Genomic DNA, 17,806 nt, shown 5'->3' on the forward strand with positions numbered 1-17,806 from the left:
CCTCCAAATTCAAAGAAACTGCGCACATTTCTGCGCACAGTTTCCATGTTTATTTCATTCTTTTTTGTAAAATACCCCAGACCTCATCTTTGCCTTGGCCTGTTTCAGAAGAAAAGAGAATTACTTCATCCTCTTTTTCCATCTCTAGCGTTTCTCTTACTACCTTTAAGTGCTTTTGCCATTTTCCTTTTGGAATTTTATCTGCTTTGGTAGCAATGACAATGACTGGCAAATCGTAATGCTTTAGGTAGTGATACATTGTCACGTCATCTTTGGATGGAGGATGACGAAGGTCTACAATCTGCAGAACCGCTCGTAACTGATTTCTTGAGGTAAGGTAGGTCTCCATCATTCTTCCCCAAGCATCGCGTTCGGATTTAGGTACTTTGGCAAACCCGTAGCCAGGAACATCAACAAAATGCATCATTTCATTGATTAAGTAAAAGTTTAGGGTTTGTGTTTTACCCGGTTTTGACGAGGTTCTTGCTAGGTTTTTTCTGTTGATCATCTTATTGATAAAAGATGATTTCCCTACGTTTGACCGTCCTGCTAAAGCGAATTCTGGCAGTAGCTCACTTGGGTATTGTTCTGGTTTTACGGCACTGATTACAATGTCTGCTTGTGTTACTTTCATTTTTTCTCTCCTGCTAATGCGTGTTCTAACACTTGATCTAAATGTGATACTAATACAAACGTTAAATCTTCTCGCACACTTTCTGGAATATCATCCAAGTCTTTTTCATTTTCTTTAGGTAATATTACTTTTTTCAAGCCAGCACGGTGAGCACTTAGCGATTTTTCCTTTAAGCCGCCAATTGGTAACACTCGTCCTCGTAAAGTAATCTCCCCAGTCATTCCAACATCTTTCCGTACAGGGCGTCCTGTTAGCGCGGAAATGAGTGCTGTTGCCATCGTAATTCCAGCGGATGGCCCATCTTTAGGTACCGCTCCCTCTGGAACGTGAATATGAATATCGTTCTTGTCATTAAAGTCAGGGTCTATGTTTAATTCATCCGCTCTGGAACGAATAAAGCTGAATGCGGCATGTGCAGATTCCTTCATGACATCCCCAAGCTTTCCTGTAAGCATCAGCTTGCCCTTACCAGGTGAAACAGAAACCTCAATGGAGAGGGTGTCTCCTCCTACTGTCGTATATGCAAGCCCTGTAGCCACACCAACCTGGTCTTCCACCTCTGCTTGTCCATAGCGAAACTTAGGCTTTCCTAGAAATTCAGCCAAGTTCTTTTCTGTGATGACCACACGTTTCTTTTGACCAGAAACAATGATTTTCGCAGCTTTTCGGCAGATGGAAGCAATTTGTCTTTCTAAGCTACGGACACCAGCCTCTCTGGTGTGGTAGCGTATGACTGCCATTAGTGCGTCTTCTCTAATTTGCAGCAGGTTTTTCTCCAGTCCATGCTCTTTTGCTTGGCGGGGAAGAAGATGATCTTTCCCTATATTCAGCTTTTCAATTTCTGTATAACCTGCTATTGTAATAATTTCCATCCGATCACGCAAAGGTCCTGGGATGGTAGCAAGATTGTTAGCCGTCGCGATGAACATGACGTTGGAAAGGTCATAGCTTTCTTCAATGTAATGATCGCTAAAATTATGGTTTTGTTCCGGATCAAGCACCTCTAAAAGAGCTGAGGATGGGTCTCCTCGAAAATCATTGGACATTTTATCGATTTCATCTAAAAGAAAGACTGGGTTAATCGTGCCCGCTTTTTTCATTCCTTGAATGATTCTTCCTGGCATCGCACCAACATACGTTCTTCTATGACCGCGGATTTCAGATTCATCCCGAACTCCACCTAAGGAAACACGGACAAATTTTCGATCCAAGGATTTCGCGATGGAACGCGCCAAGGAGGTTTTCCCCACTCCAGGAGGTCCTGCTAGACACAGAATGGGACCTTTTAAGGACTTTGTCAGCTGTTGAACAGCTAAATACTCCAACACCCGCTCCTTGACTTTTTCAAGGCCAAAATGGTCTTCATTTAAAATTTCTTCCGCTCTGATGATATTAAGCTGATCTTCTGTTGCTTCTTTCCATGGCAAATTTAAAAGCCAGTCAATATAATTGCGGATAACAGAGCTTTCTGCTGAGCTAGAAGGGATTTTCTCATAGCGATCGATTTCTTTTAAGGCTGTTTTTTGGACGTTTTCGGGCATGCCGATTTTCTCCACACGTTCTTTCAGCTCTTGAATTTCGCCGCCTTTTCCTTCTTTATCCCCTAGTTCTTTTTGTATCGCTTTCATCTGCTCACGCAAGTAATATTCCTTTTGCGTTCTTTCCATAGAGCGTTTAACGCGAAGACCGATTTTCTTTTCAAGCTGAAGCACTTCTTTTTCATTGTTTACATGTCGTATTACTTTATGAAGACGGTCTTTGACATCTCTTGTTTCTAGAACTGTCTGTTTTTCCTTCATATTAATAGGCAAATGAGACGTGATGATGTCAGCCATTCGGCCAGGCTCTGTAATATCGGAAACCGTATGGTACGTTTCAATCGTCGTTTTCTTCGAGAGCTTTGTATATGTATGGAAATAGTCCAGCAAAGTTCTCATTAGTGCTTCGTCTTCCGCATCCTTTTCCTCTGGATCTGGATATGTAAGAAGTTTCGCTTCCCAGTGAGTTTCTTTTTCTACAAACTCCTCTATTTTCGCACGCTCTAGTCCTTCTACCAGAACTCGGACCGTTCCATTTGGAAGCTTTAACATTTGCTTAACCTTTGTCAGCGTTCCCCATGCATACAAGTCATCTTTCTTTGGATTGTCTGTGCCGACTTCCTTTTGTGTGGAAAGAACGACAATATTATCTCCAAGCATTGCTTGCTCTAATGCTTCTATGGACTTTTCTCTTCCTACGTCTAAATGGAGCACCATTGTAGGAAATACCATAAGTCCTCGTAAAGGCAATAATGGAACATGATATTCCTTATTTGTTGCCATCGTAACACCCCCGTACGCTCTTCCATTATGTTTCTTTGTTCAATTCTATCTTAATTAGATTGCCCTGTCTAATTAAACTAAACAGCACTTCTGTTTTACTAGCTTTTACTAGTCTCATCAAGATATTAAAAAAACTTGTAGTCAAAATTTTACCTTTTTCCTCCCTAGAGTGCAAAGGGAATGCTTGACAGAAAATGCAACAGGCAGACCTTCACTTGGCCTGCCTATTTGCTACATTGATTCTGTTTGAGGAAGCTGTATTGGTGCTTGAAGAATAGAATCAAAGCTTGCTTCTGAAGCTTTTTCTCTGATTAGGGCAAGGTCTAACACTTCCTGAAATTCCTTTACAGGAACTACTTCTATCCCCTCTATGTCTTTAATGATGGATTGCATGTTATCCGCTGGAATAATGACTGATTTGGCTCCCGCTAGTTTAGCTGCTTTTATTTTCGGAATCACTCCACCAATTGGCTTAACCGTTCCGTGGATACTAATTTCACCTGTCATCGCAATAACATTACTTACTGGTATTTTAAAAATTGCAGAGTAAATCCCTGTTGCCATTGCAATTCCTGCAGATGGACCGTCTATTGGTATGCCACCAGGAAAGTTGACGTGAATATCGTAATTCGCTGCAGGAACACCAAGCTTTCTCAGAACTGTAATAACATTTTCCACTGAGCCCTTAGCCATACTTTTTCGGCGAACCGATTTTCCTTGGTTGCCCATGCTCTCTTCTTCCACAATTCCGGTAATGTTCACCGTACCCTTCTTTTCCTCTGTTGGAATCGCGGTTACCTCAATTTCAAGAAGAGCACCTGAGTTTGGACCAAAAACTGCAAGGCCGTTCACTAGACCTGGTTGCGGCTCGTTTTTAATTTTATTTTCGTATTTTGGAGCTAATTGACTAGAATGTACCACCCATTCGATATCTGCCACTTTGACTGTGTCTCTATCCTCTGTAATGGCAAGGCCACAAGCAATCTGCATCATATTTACCACTTCTCGACCATTTCTTGTGTAAGATGCAAGTAGCTTGATTCCCTCTTCTTCAACAAACATATTAATTTTGGATGCCGCATTTCTTGCCACAGCTTCCAGTTCTTCTTTTTCTAGCTCACGGAAAAATACTTCCATGCATCTTGAACGAATAGCCGGTGGTATTTCATTTGGTGTTCTTGTCGTTGCCCCAACTAGACGAAAATCTGCTGGCAGTCCGTTTTGAAAAATATCATGAATATGACTAGGGATTTGCTGATTTTCTTCACTATAATAGGCACTTTCTAGGAATACTTTTCGGTCCTCTAGTACCTTTAGTAATTTGTTCATTTGGATCGTGTGAAGCTCTCCAATTTCATCAATAAACAGCATGCCACCATGAGCATGTGTGACTGCTCCCTGTTTTGGTTGCGGGATACCAGCCTGCCCCATTGCTCCAGCACCCTGATAGATTGGATCATGAACAGAACCGATTAATGGATCAGCAATGCCTCTTTCATCAAAGCGTGCAGTGGTGGCATCTAGTTCAATGAAAACGGCATTCCCTCTGAATGGGGACTTTGGATTTCTTTTTGCTTCTTCTAGCACAAGTCTTGCAGCAGCAGTTTTACCAACGCCTGGAGGTCCGTAAATGATGACATGCTGTGGGTTAGGACCACAAATGGCCGCCTTTAAGGCTTTAATACCATCTTCTTGACCGACAATTTCTTTAAAGCTTGTTGGCCTTACTTTTTCAGCCAGTGGTTCCGACAAGGAGATGCTTCTCATTTTTCTTAACTGATCCATTTCTTTTCTAGATTCTTTATCAATAGTAACTTTTTGTGTACGTTGGTTTTTCAGCAGGTTCCAAAAATACAGCCCGATGATGACGCCGAAGAAAAGCTGTATAAACAGTGCGATTCCTGTAAAAGACATAGTACCCCTCCTGCATTTCATGATGTATGTGATTTAATGGATAGTATCTCCCCTGATTTTGGGAATAAACCAACATTTAGGATTTGGTTAAAATAGGTTTTTCACGAAACTTTTCAGTCGTTTTTTCGTAGAGTAAGAAGGAGGTGTTTGTTTTTGAAGGTCTACAAATTTTCTTTACCTATCTTGAAATATTCCGCAAAATCCGTGCCAATTTTGCAGGAAAATGAATTAGAAATTGCCACGTTTAACAGAAGCTTTCGAAAAAAATGGATATATGTCCTTTCTAATCTCCCAATCCCCATTCTTTCTGAAGGCGTGCTTGCATTCTTAGGAAAAAGGGATGTGGAGGGTTCAGCAAAGGATGGAGAGGAAATCAAAATACTAGAAAGACCTCTCAAGGAAAACTTATTGAAAGTCAAATGGGATATACATCACATAAATGCTTCTGGTAGAGTGTCCACAAGCTCCCTTAAGGATATCTCAAAAATAAAACCAAATGGACGTTTCTCTTATCAAACAGAGGATGAACACTACATGATTGAGAAGGATTTCATGAATCGTTTTACATATATAAAAAAAGAACAGCGGTTAATGGTTGAAATCGAACGGGTAAATGCGCTTCCAAGGCCATGTTATCAATTTCATATCAAAGAGGATTCTCCACTCACACCTTTGGAAATCTCAACCATAGTTTGGGTAACACACATGCAAATGTCAGATTAGCAAAACAAAAAAAGAGCACTCCTTATATTAAGGAAATGCTCTTCTTATTTATTATGCAGACGTCTTTTCGTCTTCTTTTAATTCTGATCCATCATCTAAAATCAGCTTTGGTGATACATTATCGGCAACCGTTTCTGCTGTGATAATACATTTCTTGATATCATCACGAGAAGGCAGCTCATACATCACATCAAGCATAAGCCCTTCAATGATGGAACGAAGGCCACGTGCGCCTGTTTTGCGTTCAATTGCTTTTTTGGCAATCTCAGACAATGCGCCTTCCTCAAACTCTAGCTCCACATTATCAAGGTCAAGCATTTTTTGATATTGCTTTACTAGGGCATTTTTTGGTTTTGTAAGAATTTCAATTAACGCATCCTCATCAAGCGGCATTAAGCTTGCCGTTACCGGAAGACGCCCAATAAATTCTGGGATTAGCCCAAAGCGTAGTAAATCTTCAGGAAGAACTTTAGATAGAAGTTCTTTTTGCTCTAAATCGTCCGCTTTTTCAGCTGTCCCAAATCCAATTACTTTTTTACCTAGACGGCGCTTGATGATTTGTTCAATGCCATCAAAAGCACCACCACAAATGAACAGGATATTTGTGGTATCAATTTGAATGAATTCTTGGTGTGGGTGCTTACGTCCGCCTTGTGGAGGAACACTTGCAACCGTACCTTCAAGAATTTTCAACAGTGCTTGTTGCACACCTTCTCCAGAAACATCACGAGTGATAGACGGGTTTTCGGATTTACGAGCAACCTTGTCGATTTCATCAATGTAGATGATTCCTTTTTCAGCTTTTTCCACATCATAATCGGCAGCTTGAATTAATTTAAGCAAAATGTTTTCAACGTCTTCCCCTACATAACCAGCTTCTGTAAGAGAAGTCGCGTCTGCAATTGCAAATGGAACATTAAGGATTCTAGCTAGAGTTTGGGCAAGAAGGGTTTTCCCGCTTCCTGTTGGTCCGATCATGGCAATATTACTTTTTGCTAGCTCTACATCGTCGATTTTGCTGTTGGAGTTAATCCGCTTGTAATGGTTATACACAGCAACAGACAGTGACTTCTTCGCTGATTCCTGACCAATAACATATTCATCTAAAATATCACGGATTTCCTTAGGCTTTGGTACATCTTTAAATTCTACTTCTTCCTCCGTACCTAACTCTTCCTCCACAATTTCCGTACAAAGCTCAATACATTCATCACATATGTATACACCTGGACCAGCAACTAGTTTACGAACTTGATCCTGAGTTTTTCCACAGAAAGAACATTTTAATTGTCCTTTTTCATCATTAAATTTAAACATAATGTTTCACCCCTTATCCTTTCTCTTTTCCCATCCATCAGCTGGTCTTAAGTAATGAGAAAATCTGGTGCGGCATATTTTTGCCATCGCTATTTGATCTTCTTGCCTACGAAACCCTACATCCAAAAAATTAGTTATGTACTGCATTTTACCACATTTAAGCCTGGCTTTACTAATAATTACACTTATGATATGTATGGATACCTTTAGGGTTTAGTCCGTACTATTGTAACCATGTATGTCTATTACTAACACAGAGATGAATGGAAATGATGGAAAAAACAGTCCTAATGGTACAAAACAAGGCACGATCAAGTCGCGCCTTGTCTCTTACTTACTATTATGCAACATCTTTGCTATTTTCTACAAGGAAATCAATTGCTTTTCTAATTTTTAAATCTTCTTTTAGACCTTCTAAGCTTCCTAATGCTTGCTTGATTTGGTCTACAGACATGTTGTACATGCCAGCCATTTTTTCGATTTCTTCGTTTGCTTCTTCATCTGTTACTTCGATGTTTTCTGCTTTAGAGATTGCTTCAAGCGTTAAGTTCATTTTCACACGCTTTTCTGCATCCTCTTTCATTTGTGTACGAAGAGCTTCTTCGTCCTGACCAGAGAATTGGAAGTAAAGATCCATTGTCATTCCTTGCATTTGCAAGCGTTGTTCGAATTCACGAACCATACGGTCAGTTTCTGTTTTCACCATAGCTTCTGGAATTTCCACTTCTGTGTTTGCAGCAGCTTTTTCTACTACTGTGTCACGAAGGTGGTTTTCCGCTTCTGTCTTTTTCGCTTCTTCTAAACGAGTTCTTGTTTTTGCTTTAAGTTCTTCAAGTGTTTCCACTTCTTCGTCTACATCTTTCGCAAACTCATCGTCAAGTGCAGGAAGCTCTTTTGTTTTGATTTCGTGTACTGTTACTTTGAATACTGCAGGCTTACCAGCAAGCTCTTCAGCGTGGTATTCTTCTGGGAAAGAAACCTCTACTTCTTTTTCCGCTCCAGCTGCAAGACCAACTAATTGCTCTTCAAAGCCTGGAATGAATGTGCCAGAACCGATTTCTAGAGAGTAGTTCTCTGCTTTTCCACCTTCAAATGCTTCACCGTTAACAAAGCCTTCGAAATCCATAACAACAGTGTCGCCATTTTCAATTGTTCCTTCTTCTTTAACAGCAAGCTCTGCTTGACGCTCTTGAAGGCCTTTTAAGTCCGCTTCTACATCTTCATCTGTTACATTTGCATCAAGACGCTCCACTTCTAAGCCTTTGTACTCTCCAAGTTTTACTTCTGGCTTCACAACTACTTTCGCAGTGAAAACAAGCTTTTCGTTTTTAGCGATTGTTTCGATATCGATTTCTGGTTGATCAACTGGCTCAATTCCAGCTTCCACTACTGCGTTAGAGTAAGCAGTTGGCAGAATGATATCAAGCGCATCTTGGTATAAAGATTCTACACCAAAGCGTTGCTCGAACATGCCACGAGGAATTTTCCCTTTACGGAATCCTGGTACATTTACCTTTGTAACTACTTTTTTAAACGCTGCGTCAAGACCTTTATTAACTGTTTCCGCATCTACTTCCACTGTTAATACGCCTTGATTTCCTTCTAACTTTTCCCATTTAGCAGACATAAATTTTCCCTCCAACATCTATTTTCAAAAAAGATAATAAAAAAACGCGCCTTATTATCTAATCTGCTTGACCACTCAAGGTGGTAAATTGTCTTCTTTAAATTTGCTGGTAAATCTAATAGTATATAAAATTTACAACCCTTACATTATAACACAAACTTGCATGAGTTCAACAGATAGCCTCATAAACGGAGATATGAAAAATCTTCAAGCTTTGTGATCGCTTTTTTCACCTGTAGTAACTCTAAGGGTAAAACACTATATTCATCTCCTAAATCTTCATCATTCAAACCTAAACCAAACATCTCCCCACCCACACTATGAAGACCAGCAGCCCATGCTGCAGGATGATCAGGATCAAAGGATAAAGGACACAAAACAGTATGTATCCGAACAAGCATCTCCTTTAAACTTTCGAACAATGTGGGATTTTCACTTTCGACCTTATCCTCTAAAATTGTGATGACCTTGTTTAGGAATGGATCTTCTTCTCCACTTTTTAAGGAAGTAGGATTAAAGTCTACTCTTTGACCAAGCTTTACTATTTCCATTTCTTTATCCCAGCCTTGCTCTTTTAAAATATGTACAAGAAAGGTTTTCAGCACTGGATGATGCAGCTCTTCTTTTAAATAATCTTGTATTTCTGGAATAAGCGGTCTAATATTTCGTTGTTTGAGCGATTGAATGATTTCAAATTGCTTTTGCGTGGACGCATCTTGTAAATGCAGCCGTTCATCCTCTCCATACTCTGGCTCAAACTCTACCTGTTCCTTTCCTTGAGGTAACATTTTTCTTGCAAACTCTAAAAGCTGGTAGAAGCTTTGAGCATACTGAGCAGGAAGTTTGTCCTCCTCCAAAATCGCTTCAATCGTTGTTTTTACTTCCTCGTATTCTTTAAGCTGAATCAAAATAGTTATGTAAATTTGCAGAACATGAAAATAATCCCCTATATCCTCCTGGAGCATTTTTTTGCATCGGTTTTTGGCCTCTGTTAATTGACCAAGCTCCATATAGCAAACGACCATTCCAAGCTCCACTTCCGCATATGCATAGTTATTTTCTCGTGCTTGCAAGAAGAGCTCTAACGCTTCCTGAAACTTTTTCTCTTTCATCGTCTCCATTGCTTTTTCTAAAAGACGATGCTTTAAATTTGGGAACTCCACAATTTTTTTGTTTTTCATCTTGTTTTGCCGTCCTGACGTATAAGATTGAAACAAGTTTATCAATGTTTAATTGCGAGCACAAGCGATATGGAGATAGGACCAATAAAAAACACCATGCGCGTTTTTATCAATACTCTTATAAAAAAGAATACTCATAAAAATGCACATGGCGTTTAATTAAAATGGCGTCCCAGGAGGGATTCGAACCCCCGACACACGGCTTAGAAGGCCGTTGCTCTATCCTGCTGAGCTACTGGGACATTATAAAATATTAATTATGTAAAAGAAAAATTTACTAATTATCTGCAGCGACAAGATTTATTATATGAGATACACATTTTAAAGTCAACACTTTTTAAAAACTTTTCTTCTATAATTTAAAAAAGAACACAAAGAGAGGGAAATCCCTCTCTTCTCTATTTTTCAAAGGTATGAGAGGACAATTTTTCTCCCTTTTCATTATAGTAATGTACGAAAAATACAGATTCCTTCAGCTCAATTATAGCATAGGTCTTCTCCTTTGTCATACGTGGCAAAGCTATGCTTCCTGGGTTAATAAATAAAATTCCATCCATAAATTCTGCTCCTGCAATATGGGAGTGTCCAAAGCATGCAATCGTTGCACCCTCTTCTTCTGCTGCGTATTTCAATGGCAGAAGCGAGGACTTAATTTGGTATAGATGGCCATGTGTTATAAATATCCGATTACCAGACAGTTCTTTTATCAGCTTTTCTGGATAATCTGTATCTAAATCACAATTACCTCTTACTCCGTCATAACCAATCATGGCTTCACTTGAAAAGGGCAGTTCTGAATCTCCACAATGAAGGAACAACTCTACCTCATCCTTGTGGCGTGCTTTCAGCTGCTGTAATATCTCTTCCTCACCATGGTTATCACTTACGATTAAAACTTTCATACTTTCACTCCTAGTCGGATGCTATTTCCAGTGGCTGATTAGTTTCTTCCATGCATTTGCACGGTGACTGATTTCGTTTTTTTCCCCCTTTGTCAGCTGTGCCATCGTTTTTTGTTTTTCTTCCACAAAAAAAACAGGGTCATAGCCAAATCCGTTTTCTCCTGCAGGTTCCATTGCTATGAATCCCTCACAGGTTCCTCGGACCGTGAACTTTTCCCCTTTCGGATCGACAATTGCGAGAACACAAACAAACCTTGCTGTTCGCTGATGTTTCGGAATTCCTTGTAGTTTATCTAACACTTTTTGATAGTTCCGAACATCATCTTTATCCATACCCGAATAGCGTGCAGAGTACACCCCAGGTTCTCCATTCAATGCATCTACTTCTAATCCAGAATCATCAGCAAGGACCATTCTCCCAAGGTGGTTGGCTACGGCTTGCGCCTTAAGAAGTGCATTTTCTTCAAAAGTAGTTCCTGATTCTTCAATTTCCGGTATTTCTGGAAAATCTGCTAGTGATTTTATCTCATATCCTAATGGCTCTAACAAAGTTTTGAAATCTTTTACTTTTCCTTGATTATTTGTTGCGATAATTAATTCCTTCATTAGAATTTTCTCCTTTTATGTAAAAAATATAAACAAAGAAGAGGCAATCTCTCGCCTCTTCTAACTTTCATGAATAGTATATCAAAAACTATCTATTAAAATCTTCCTGTATTCACTTTTTCAGGACGAGAAACAGGCTCAGAGACATTGGTGCCGTCTGTTGCCATTAAATCTCCCTCGCCGTTCACATTGATGGCGATACTTTCTACACCAGCTTGCTCTGTTAACGTTAACACTAGGGCATCGACGATTGTTTTGGAAACAACTCTACCTTCCATTCCTAAAATTGCTTCATTAAAGTTTAGTACAAGATTTCCTTCCTCCATTTTTGGATCATCTAATAATGCGACACCATTAGTCAGATCATTTGTTAGGTTGGAGGTGTGCGCAGGTCCTGCTATTAAAGCCTCCACAATCGCGGAATATTTGTCTTTTCCATCGAGATGTAACCTTGTAGTAACTGGAACATAATACGGCTCCCCTTCATCGCTTTCAGCCATAAAATACAGCGTAACCGGTTTTGTATTCATCAGGTCAAGTGCGTTCGCTGTCTGGAAGTTGATTCCGTTTGCTCTGCTTACTCCTTCACCTATTGGCGTGCGGTTGACAGGCATCACTTCCTGCTCGTAGCCATTCACCATAATTTGTACTTTGTTCACATTTTCAAATTGAGTTAATGTCCATGTTATAGATTGAAGGATTCGCTTTTCATCGGCAGGATCATAGGTTGTGAATTCGTTTGAAAAATCCGCAACAATGGTGCCATCTTCCTTTAAATTTACATCTACTTCCGTGCCGGCAGGAAGAACTGCTCGGAAACCATTTGGCAGCATATTTTCCACTGGACCACCAGCAACTAAGTGTTCTAGCACTTGTTTTGCTGGTGATTCTGTATTTGGCAGCTCCAACGTTTGTGAAACAACATAGCCATTGCTGTCAATCAAGTATAGTTCTCTTTGTGTTTTTTCAGATACGGCTTTTTCTTCACCAGAAGTTCCGTCTGTATCTGTTCCATCTTGATTTTCTACATCATCCACATATGAGACATCTTTTTGGATATCTTGATTTTTGCCTGCCTCCTCGTCTCCTCCAAATAATCCACAACCTGATAGTAATACAGAAGTCACAAGCAAGCCAGCAGCCGTAATTTTCACCTTTTTAGACATACGTTTCCCTCCCATGACGGTTTGTACTAATATGTATACGAGCCTTTCGTAAAAATAGACCGAGCACTGGGAAAAAGTTTTTGTTTACTTAACACTGCTGTAAAATTCCCCAAAACGGCTCCGCGTCCTAAGGGGCAAACGGTAAGTCTCCTCTGCTTCACCTGCGGGGTCTTGAGTTAGTCTATCGCTTCATCAAACGGAGTCTAAGCCTTTTGCTCCACTCTCCAGCTAGAATGACTAACTATTTTTCCCATTTTAAAAAGCACAAAAAAACAGCCCATATAAATGAGCTGTTTAGTTTAGATACCAATCGGATCTAACACTATGGTAGTAACGTTTTCGATTTTTTGTTCGAATAGTTTGCTTGCGATTTTTTTGAATAATTCTTTGGAGCCGGTCGTATAGAATTCATGGTCTTCCATTAGTTCGGTTCGGTTTAAAAGGCGTTTGAAATTCAAGATGGTACTAACTTCCCTTGCCGTTTCATCACCTGAGCAGATGAGCTGAATATGCTCTCCCATTACCTGTTGAATAGTTGGCCGTAGTAGCGGGTAATGCGTACAGCCAAGAATTAAAGTGTCGATATCTGAACCTTTGAACATGTGCAAAGTATCTTCAACTATATCCTTTGCTCTTTCTCCTTCAAAGTCCCCACTTTCCACAAGGGGCACAAAATTCGGGCAAGCTAGGCTTTCCACCTGCACTTCGTTGTTGATGGCTCGAAGTGCATTTGCATAGGCACCGCTGTTGATTGTTCCAACTGTGCCAATTACACCGACTTGGTAATTTTGTGTCACCTTAAGAGCAGTGCGTGCACCTGGATCTACCACCCCAATAACAGGAATATTAAGCTGTTCTCTGATTTCCTCTAGCACAACTGCTGTAGCGGTGTTACAGGCTATAACGAGCATTTTTATATTGTGTGTTAAAAGGTAGTTCGTCATTTCCCAGGTATACGTACGCACTTCTTCTACTGGCCTTGGCCCGTAAGGACAGCGGGCGGTATCTCCAAGATAGATGATGCGCTCTTTCGGAAGCTGCCTCATGATTTCTTTTGCAACGGTTAAGCCGCCAACACCTGAATCAATTACTCCAATTGGTCTTTGCAACTATATCCCTCATTCTTTCATTTCTAGATGTAATCGTGCTAAACACTTTTCTAACATGAAAATTTCATCTTTGGAATAGTTCTTTAGTATGTTTTGCAAATAATCCTGACGTTTTTTGACTACCTCGGCAATAATGCGTTCCCCTTCTTCTAAAAGATGGATGCGTACCACTCGGCGGTCATTTGGGTCTTTCACGCGCTGAACAAGCTCATTTTTCTCCATACGATCCACAAGATCTGTTGTCGTACTGCATGCTAAATACATTTTTGTTGAAAGCTCACCTATGGTCATGTCGCCGCCTTCCATCAGCCATTGCAATGCAACGAACTGAGGAGGAGTAATGGTATAATTGCTTAGAATCTCGCGACCCTTTTGTTTAACAAGTGTCGCTATGTATCTTAATGATTTTTCAATCTCTGCTACTACTTCATGGTCCTGCATTACTGCTTCATTAGAATTTGTCATTCTCGACCCTCTTTCTTCCCTTTTATTATTTTTTATCTATTGCAAAACATAAGATGTCATGTCGTTTTTTAGTGTAGTATGTTTATTTTCTTATGTTTTCATATAAAAAGCAAGAAGTAAAGGGATAGAAACATATTTGTCCTTATGGAAATAGTGGGTATTATGGAAGGTCTATCAGCTTTGATTCCAATAAACAACCGACTACCATTCATAACGATTTTGTTTGATGGATAGTCGGCACGTTAAGTTAAAGCTCTAATTCTCCCATGCGAAGAAGCTCGACAACTGCTTGGGAACGCCCCTTTACTCCCAGCTTTTGCATAGCATTTGAAATGTGGTTCCGAACTGTCTTTTCACTGATAAACAACTCACCAGCTATTTCCTTTGTTGTCTTATCCTGAACTAACAGCTCAAATACTTCTCTTTCTCTTTTGGTAAGCAATGGCTTTGGTTGAAACTCTTTCTCCTTCAATAATTGTAACCCTCCTTGCCTTAGCCAGAGCTGAACTAGCGGATGGGTGTATATTTAGTCATGGTATAATATGTTAGATGAAGGGCGGGAGTTCCAGAGAAAGTGCAGGATTTTAATATTTTTTCATCATTTCTTTTGATTGGAACTGCTTTCTTTGCTGTTCGTTCCAAGCTTCCCCTTTTCCGGTCAACCTGTTTAACTGTACCATGCGTCCTCTTCCCACAAAACAAGGCGTTCCATCCCCTCTTCTCCCTAGATAATGCAAATCAACGGAAGAGGTTCCTACTTCATTTGCTTTTACGCATATTTCCAAGCTCTCTCCAAAAAATACCTGAGAGAGAAAATCACACTGAAGATCTGCAACAACAGGAATAGTATTGCTTCCAGGCTTTGTCCAGTCCTGCATAAAGCCCAAGCTTTTGAAAAATTCGATACGGGCTTCTTCAAAATAAACAAAAGGAACAGTGTTGTTCATATGGCCGAACATATCTGTTTCTGAGAATCGCACCTTTAACGGGTGACTGAATGAGAATTCATTCATCCATTCTTGTAAATCTTCAATATAAGCAGTTTTCTTCATCTCAAATCCTCCCCTTTGTTTGAAAAACAGGTGAAATATCGCTGTAGATTTCCGCAAAACAGCTTCGCGTCCGCGAGGCGTGTTGTGAGCCTTTTCTGCTGCGCCTATGGGGTCTCGGGTCCATCGGCTTCATTTCCGAGAACTGATAGCTCCAATCTACAGCTAGGAACTACCTATCATAAACATTCATCTATAATTTAGCTTTTTTGAAAAAAAACGCCTCTTTCATGACTAAAAGAGGCGTTCTATATTTGTTATCCTTGGTCACTTCCAAAGAAGCTTCTAAACATTTGCACTGTTGTGTCACGGTTAAGCGCAGCAATAGATGTTGTAAGAGGAATACCTTTTGGGCAGGACTGCACACAGTTTTGTGAGTTTCCGCAGTTTGCAAGGCCTCCATCTCCCATGATCGCTTCTAGGCGCTCTGATTTATTCATTTCTCCCGTTGGATGCGCGTTAAATAGGCGCACTTGGGAAAGTGGGGCTGGACCGATAAAGTCTGATTTGCTGTTCACGTTTGGACATGCCTCTAAGCAAACACCGCAAGTCATACATTTGGAAAGCTCATATGCCCATTGACGCTTTTTCTCTGGCATACGAGGACCAGGTCCAAGATCGTACGTTCCATCGATTGGAATCCATGCTTTGACCTTTTTCAAGGAATCAAACATACGGCTTCTGTCGACTTGAAGGTCACGCACAACCGGGAAGGTACTCATTGGCTCAAGCACAATCGGTTGTTCCAATTGATCCACAAGCGCGGTACAGGATTGACGTGGCTTGCCGTTGATGACCATCGAACATGCTCCACATACTTCTTCCAAACAGTTCATATCCCAGTTAACTGGCGTGGTATCTTTACCAGATTTGTTTACCGGATTACGACGAACTTCCATCAGTGCAGAAATTACATTCATATTTGGACGGTATGGTAATTCAAATTCCTCAAAATAAGGGGCTCCCTCAGGGCCATCCTGACGCTTCACTTTAAACAATACTGTTTTCGTTTGTTCAGCCATCATTATTTACCCCCTTTTTTCTTCGAGTAGTCACGTTTACGTGGCGGAATTAGGCTAACATCCACTTCTTCATAGAATAGTTCTGGTGCGGATTTAGGACCGGTGAATTTCGCCATCGTTGTTTTTAAGAACTTCTCATCGTTACGCTCTGGGAAGTCAGGCTTATAGTGCGCTCCACGACTTTCATCACGGTTAAGAGCACCAAGCGTGATAACACGTCCAAGTTGTAGCATATGTTGAAGCTGACGGGTAAATGCCGCTCCTTGGTTGCTCCATTTTGCAGTGTCATTAATATTGATATTGTCATAGCGTTCAAGCAACTCTTGGATTTTTGCATCCGTTTGCTGTAGCTTGTCGTTGTAACGTACAACTGTTACGTTGTCTGTCATCCACTCGCCAAGCTCTTTATGAAGCACATAGGCATTTTCTGTACCATTCATGGTCATAATGTTGTTCCACTTTGCTTCTTCTTCTTTTACATAGCGCTCAAAAAGAGAGGAAGAAAGAGAATCTGTGGATTTTTCTAATCCGTTCATATATTCGACTGCTTTTGGACCGGCAACCATACCACCGTAAATCGCAGAAAGCAGTGAGTTTGCTCCGAGGCGATTTGCACCATGCTGAGAATAATCACACTCTCCAGCTGCAAATAGACCTGGAATGTTCGTCATTTGATCATAGTCTACCCATAGTCCACCCATAGAGTAGTGAACAGCAGGGAAGATTTTCATTGGAACTTTACGAGGATCATCACCCATGAATTTTTCATAGATTTCAATAATCCCACCAAGCTTAATGTCAAGCTCTTTTGGATCCTTATGAGAAAGATCCAAGTACACCATGTTCTCTCCATTAATACCAAGCTTTTGGTTTACGCACACATCAAAAATTTCACGAGTGGCGATATCACGAGGTACAAGGTTTCCGTATGCAGGATATTTTTCCTCTAGGAAGTACCAAGGCTTTCCGTCTTTGTAAGTCCAAACACGTCCACCTTCTCCACGAGCAGATTCACTCATGAGGCGAAGCTTGTCATCTCCAGGAATCGCAGTTGGGTGAATTTGGATAAATTCCCCGTTAGAGTAATACGCTCCTTGTTGATAAACGATGGATGCTGCAGAGCCTGTGTTGATAACAGAGTTTGTAGACTTACCAAAGATAATTCCAGGGCCTCCAGTTGCCATAATGACGGCATCCGCAGGGAAAGAAACGATCTCCATGGATGTTAGGTTTTGAGCTACGATTCCGCGGCAAACTCCCTCGTCATCTACGATAGAACCAAGGAATTCCCAGCCCTCATATTTTGTAACTAGGCCAGCTACCTCATGACGACGAACCTGCTCATCAAGCGCATACAATAGCTGTTGTCCTGTTGTTGCTCCAGCGAATGCTGTACGGTGATGCTGCGTTCCACCGAAACGACGGAAGTCAAGTAATCCTTCAGGGGTACGGTTAAACATTACACCCATACGGTCTAGTAAGTGAATGATTCCAGGTGCTGCTTCACACATTGCTTTTACAGGTGGTTGGTTTGCTAAGAAGTCCCCACCATAAACGGTATCATCAAAATGCTCCCACGGAGAATCTCCTTCTCCTTTTGTGTTTACTGCCCCGTTAATTCCACCTTGGGCACAAACTGAGTGAGAACGTTTAACTGGTACTAATGAAAATAGATCAACCGGCACGCCTTTTTCTGCGGCTTTAATGGTTGCCATTAAGCCCGCCAAGCCGCCGCCGACCACGATAACTTTTTTACTCATATGTAACTCA

General features: G+C 40.7%; 16 protein-coding genes and 1 tRNA gene. 1 reads left to right on the forward strand and 16 read right to left on the reverse strand.

Going from position 1 to position 17,806, the window contains the following annotated elements; genetic code table 11:
• Nucleotides 1-49 precede the first annotated feature (49 nt).
• The 3 genes from yihA to lonB all read right to left on the reverse strand — a co-directional run bounded on the left by yihA (nt 50) and on the right by lonB (nt 4,869).
• Nucleotides 50-634, reverse strand: coding sequence for a ribosome biogenesis GTP-binding protein YihA/YsxC (gene yihA, locus FIU87_RS15205; protein ID WP_152445372.1), 585 nt, complete (start codon nt 632-634; stop codon nt 50-52).
• On the reverse strand, nt 631-2,955 hold the full coding sequence (gene lon / locus FIU87_RS15210; protein WP_152445373.1) for an endopeptidase La: 2,325 nt from the start codon (nt 2,953-2,955) through the stop codon (nt 631-633). Before lon ends, yihA begins: the two co-directional genes overlap by 4 nt.
• Before the next feature lie 231 nt (nt 2,956-3,186).
• Nucleotides 3,187-4,869: an ATP-dependent protease LonB gene (gene lonB / locus FIU87_RS15215; RefSeq protein WP_152445374.1), complete on the reverse strand. Its 1,683-nt coding sequence runs from the start codon at nt 4,867-4,869 to the stop codon at nt 3,187-3,189.
• A 153-nt stretch (nt 4,870-5,022) separates the two neighbouring features.
• Here lonB and FIU87_RS15220 point away from each other — a divergent pair, with 153 nt between their 5' ends.
• Complete coding sequence (locus FIU87_RS15220) at nt 5,023-5,592, forward strand: tubby C-terminal domain-like protein (RefSeq protein ID WP_152445375.1); 570 nt, start codon at nt 5,023-5,025, stop codon at nt 5,590-5,592.
• Between the two features lie 51 nt (nt 5,593-5,643).
• Here FIU87_RS15220 and clpX read toward each other — a convergent pair whose 3' ends face one another.
• The 13 genes from clpX to sdhA form a co-directional block, all read right to left on the reverse strand.
• The gene (gene clpX / locus FIU87_RS15225) at nt 5,644-6,909 is read right to left on the reverse strand and encodes an ATP-dependent protease ATP-binding subunit ClpX (protein WP_152445376.1); all 1,266 of its coding nucleotides are present in this window, start codon (nt 6,907-6,909) and stop codon (nt 5,644-5,646) included.
• A 340-nt stretch (nt 6,910-7,249) separates the two neighbouring features.
• Nucleotides 7,250-8,536: a trigger factor gene (gene tig / locus FIU87_RS15230; RefSeq protein WP_152445377.1), complete on the reverse strand. Its 1,287-nt coding sequence runs from the start codon at nt 8,534-8,536 to the stop codon at nt 7,250-7,252.
• A 182-nt stretch (nt 8,537-8,718) separates the two neighbouring features.
• Nucleotides 8,719-9,717, reverse strand: a complete 999-nt coding sequence (locus FIU87_RS15235; RefSeq protein WP_152445378.1) for a tetratricopeptide repeat protein — start codon at nt 9,715-9,717, stop codon at nt 8,719-8,721.
• Nucleotides 9,718-9,882: 165 nt separating this feature from the next.
• Nucleotides 9,883-9,959 (reverse strand) — tRNA-Arg (locus FIU87_RS15240).
• A gap of 156 nt (nt 9,960-10,115) precedes the next feature.
• Nucleotides 10,116-10,619, reverse strand: a complete 504-nt coding sequence (locus FIU87_RS15245; RefSeq protein ID WP_152445379.1) for a metallophosphoesterase — start codon at nt 10,617-10,619, stop codon at nt 10,116-10,118.
• A 21-nt stretch (nt 10,620-10,640) separates the two neighbouring features.
• Nucleotides 10,641-11,225: an XTP/dITP diphosphatase gene (locus FIU87_RS15250; protein WP_152445380.1), complete on the reverse strand. Its 585-nt coding sequence runs from the start codon at nt 11,223-11,225 to the stop codon at nt 10,641-10,643.
• Between the two features lie 95 nt (nt 11,226-11,320).
• Entirely contained in the window at nt 11,321-12,391 is a 1,071-nt protein-coding gene (locus FIU87_RS15255) for a GerMN domain-containing protein (RefSeq protein WP_152445381.1), read from the reverse strand.
• A 299-nt stretch (nt 12,392-12,690) separates the two neighbouring features.
• Nucleotides 12,691-13,500 carry a glutamate racemase gene (gene racE, locus FIU87_RS15260; protein ID WP_152445382.1) on the reverse strand — a complete coding sequence of 270 codons (810 nt, stop codon included), beginning with the start codon at nt 13,498-13,500 and terminating at the stop codon, nt 12,691-12,693.
• A gap of 9 nt (nt 13,501-13,509) precedes the next feature.
• Nucleotides 13,510-13,965 (reverse strand): MarR family winged helix-turn-helix transcriptional regulator, encoded by a 456-nt coding sequence (locus FIU87_RS15265; protein WP_253905437.1) that lies wholly within the window; start codon nt 13,963-13,965, stop codon nt 13,510-13,512.
• A 247-nt stretch (nt 13,966-14,212) separates the two neighbouring features.
• Nucleotides 14,213-14,437, reverse strand: a complete 225-nt coding sequence (gene gerE, locus FIU87_RS15270; protein ID WP_047972062.1) for a spore germination transcription factor GerE — start codon at nt 14,435-14,437, stop codon at nt 14,213-14,215.
• 112 nt (nt 14,438-14,549) lie between these two features.
• Nucleotides 14,550-15,017 (reverse strand): acyl-CoA thioesterase, encoded by a 468-nt coding sequence (locus FIU87_RS15275; RefSeq protein WP_152445383.1) that lies wholly within the window; start codon nt 15,015-15,017, stop codon nt 14,550-14,552.
• A gap of 254 nt (nt 15,018-15,271) precedes the next feature.
• Complete coding sequence (sdhB, locus tag FIU87_RS15280) at nt 15,272-16,036, reverse strand: succinate dehydrogenase iron-sulfur subunit (protein WP_172971171.1); 765 nt, start codon at nt 16,034-16,036, stop codon at nt 15,272-15,274.
• Nucleotides 16,037-16,038: 2 nt separating this feature from the next.
• Nucleotides 16,039-17,796, reverse strand: coding sequence for a succinate dehydrogenase flavoprotein subunit (gene sdhA, locus FIU87_RS15285; protein ID WP_152445385.1), 1,758 nt, complete (start codon nt 17,794-17,796; stop codon nt 16,039-16,041).
• Between the last annotated feature and the right edge of the window lie 10 nt (nt 17,797-17,806).

This window comes from Bacillus sp. THAF10, from assembly GCF_009363695.1.
In the GTDB taxonomy this organism is placed as follows: domain Bacteria; phylum Bacillota; class Bacilli; order Bacillales; family Bacillaceae_I; genus Sutcliffiella_A.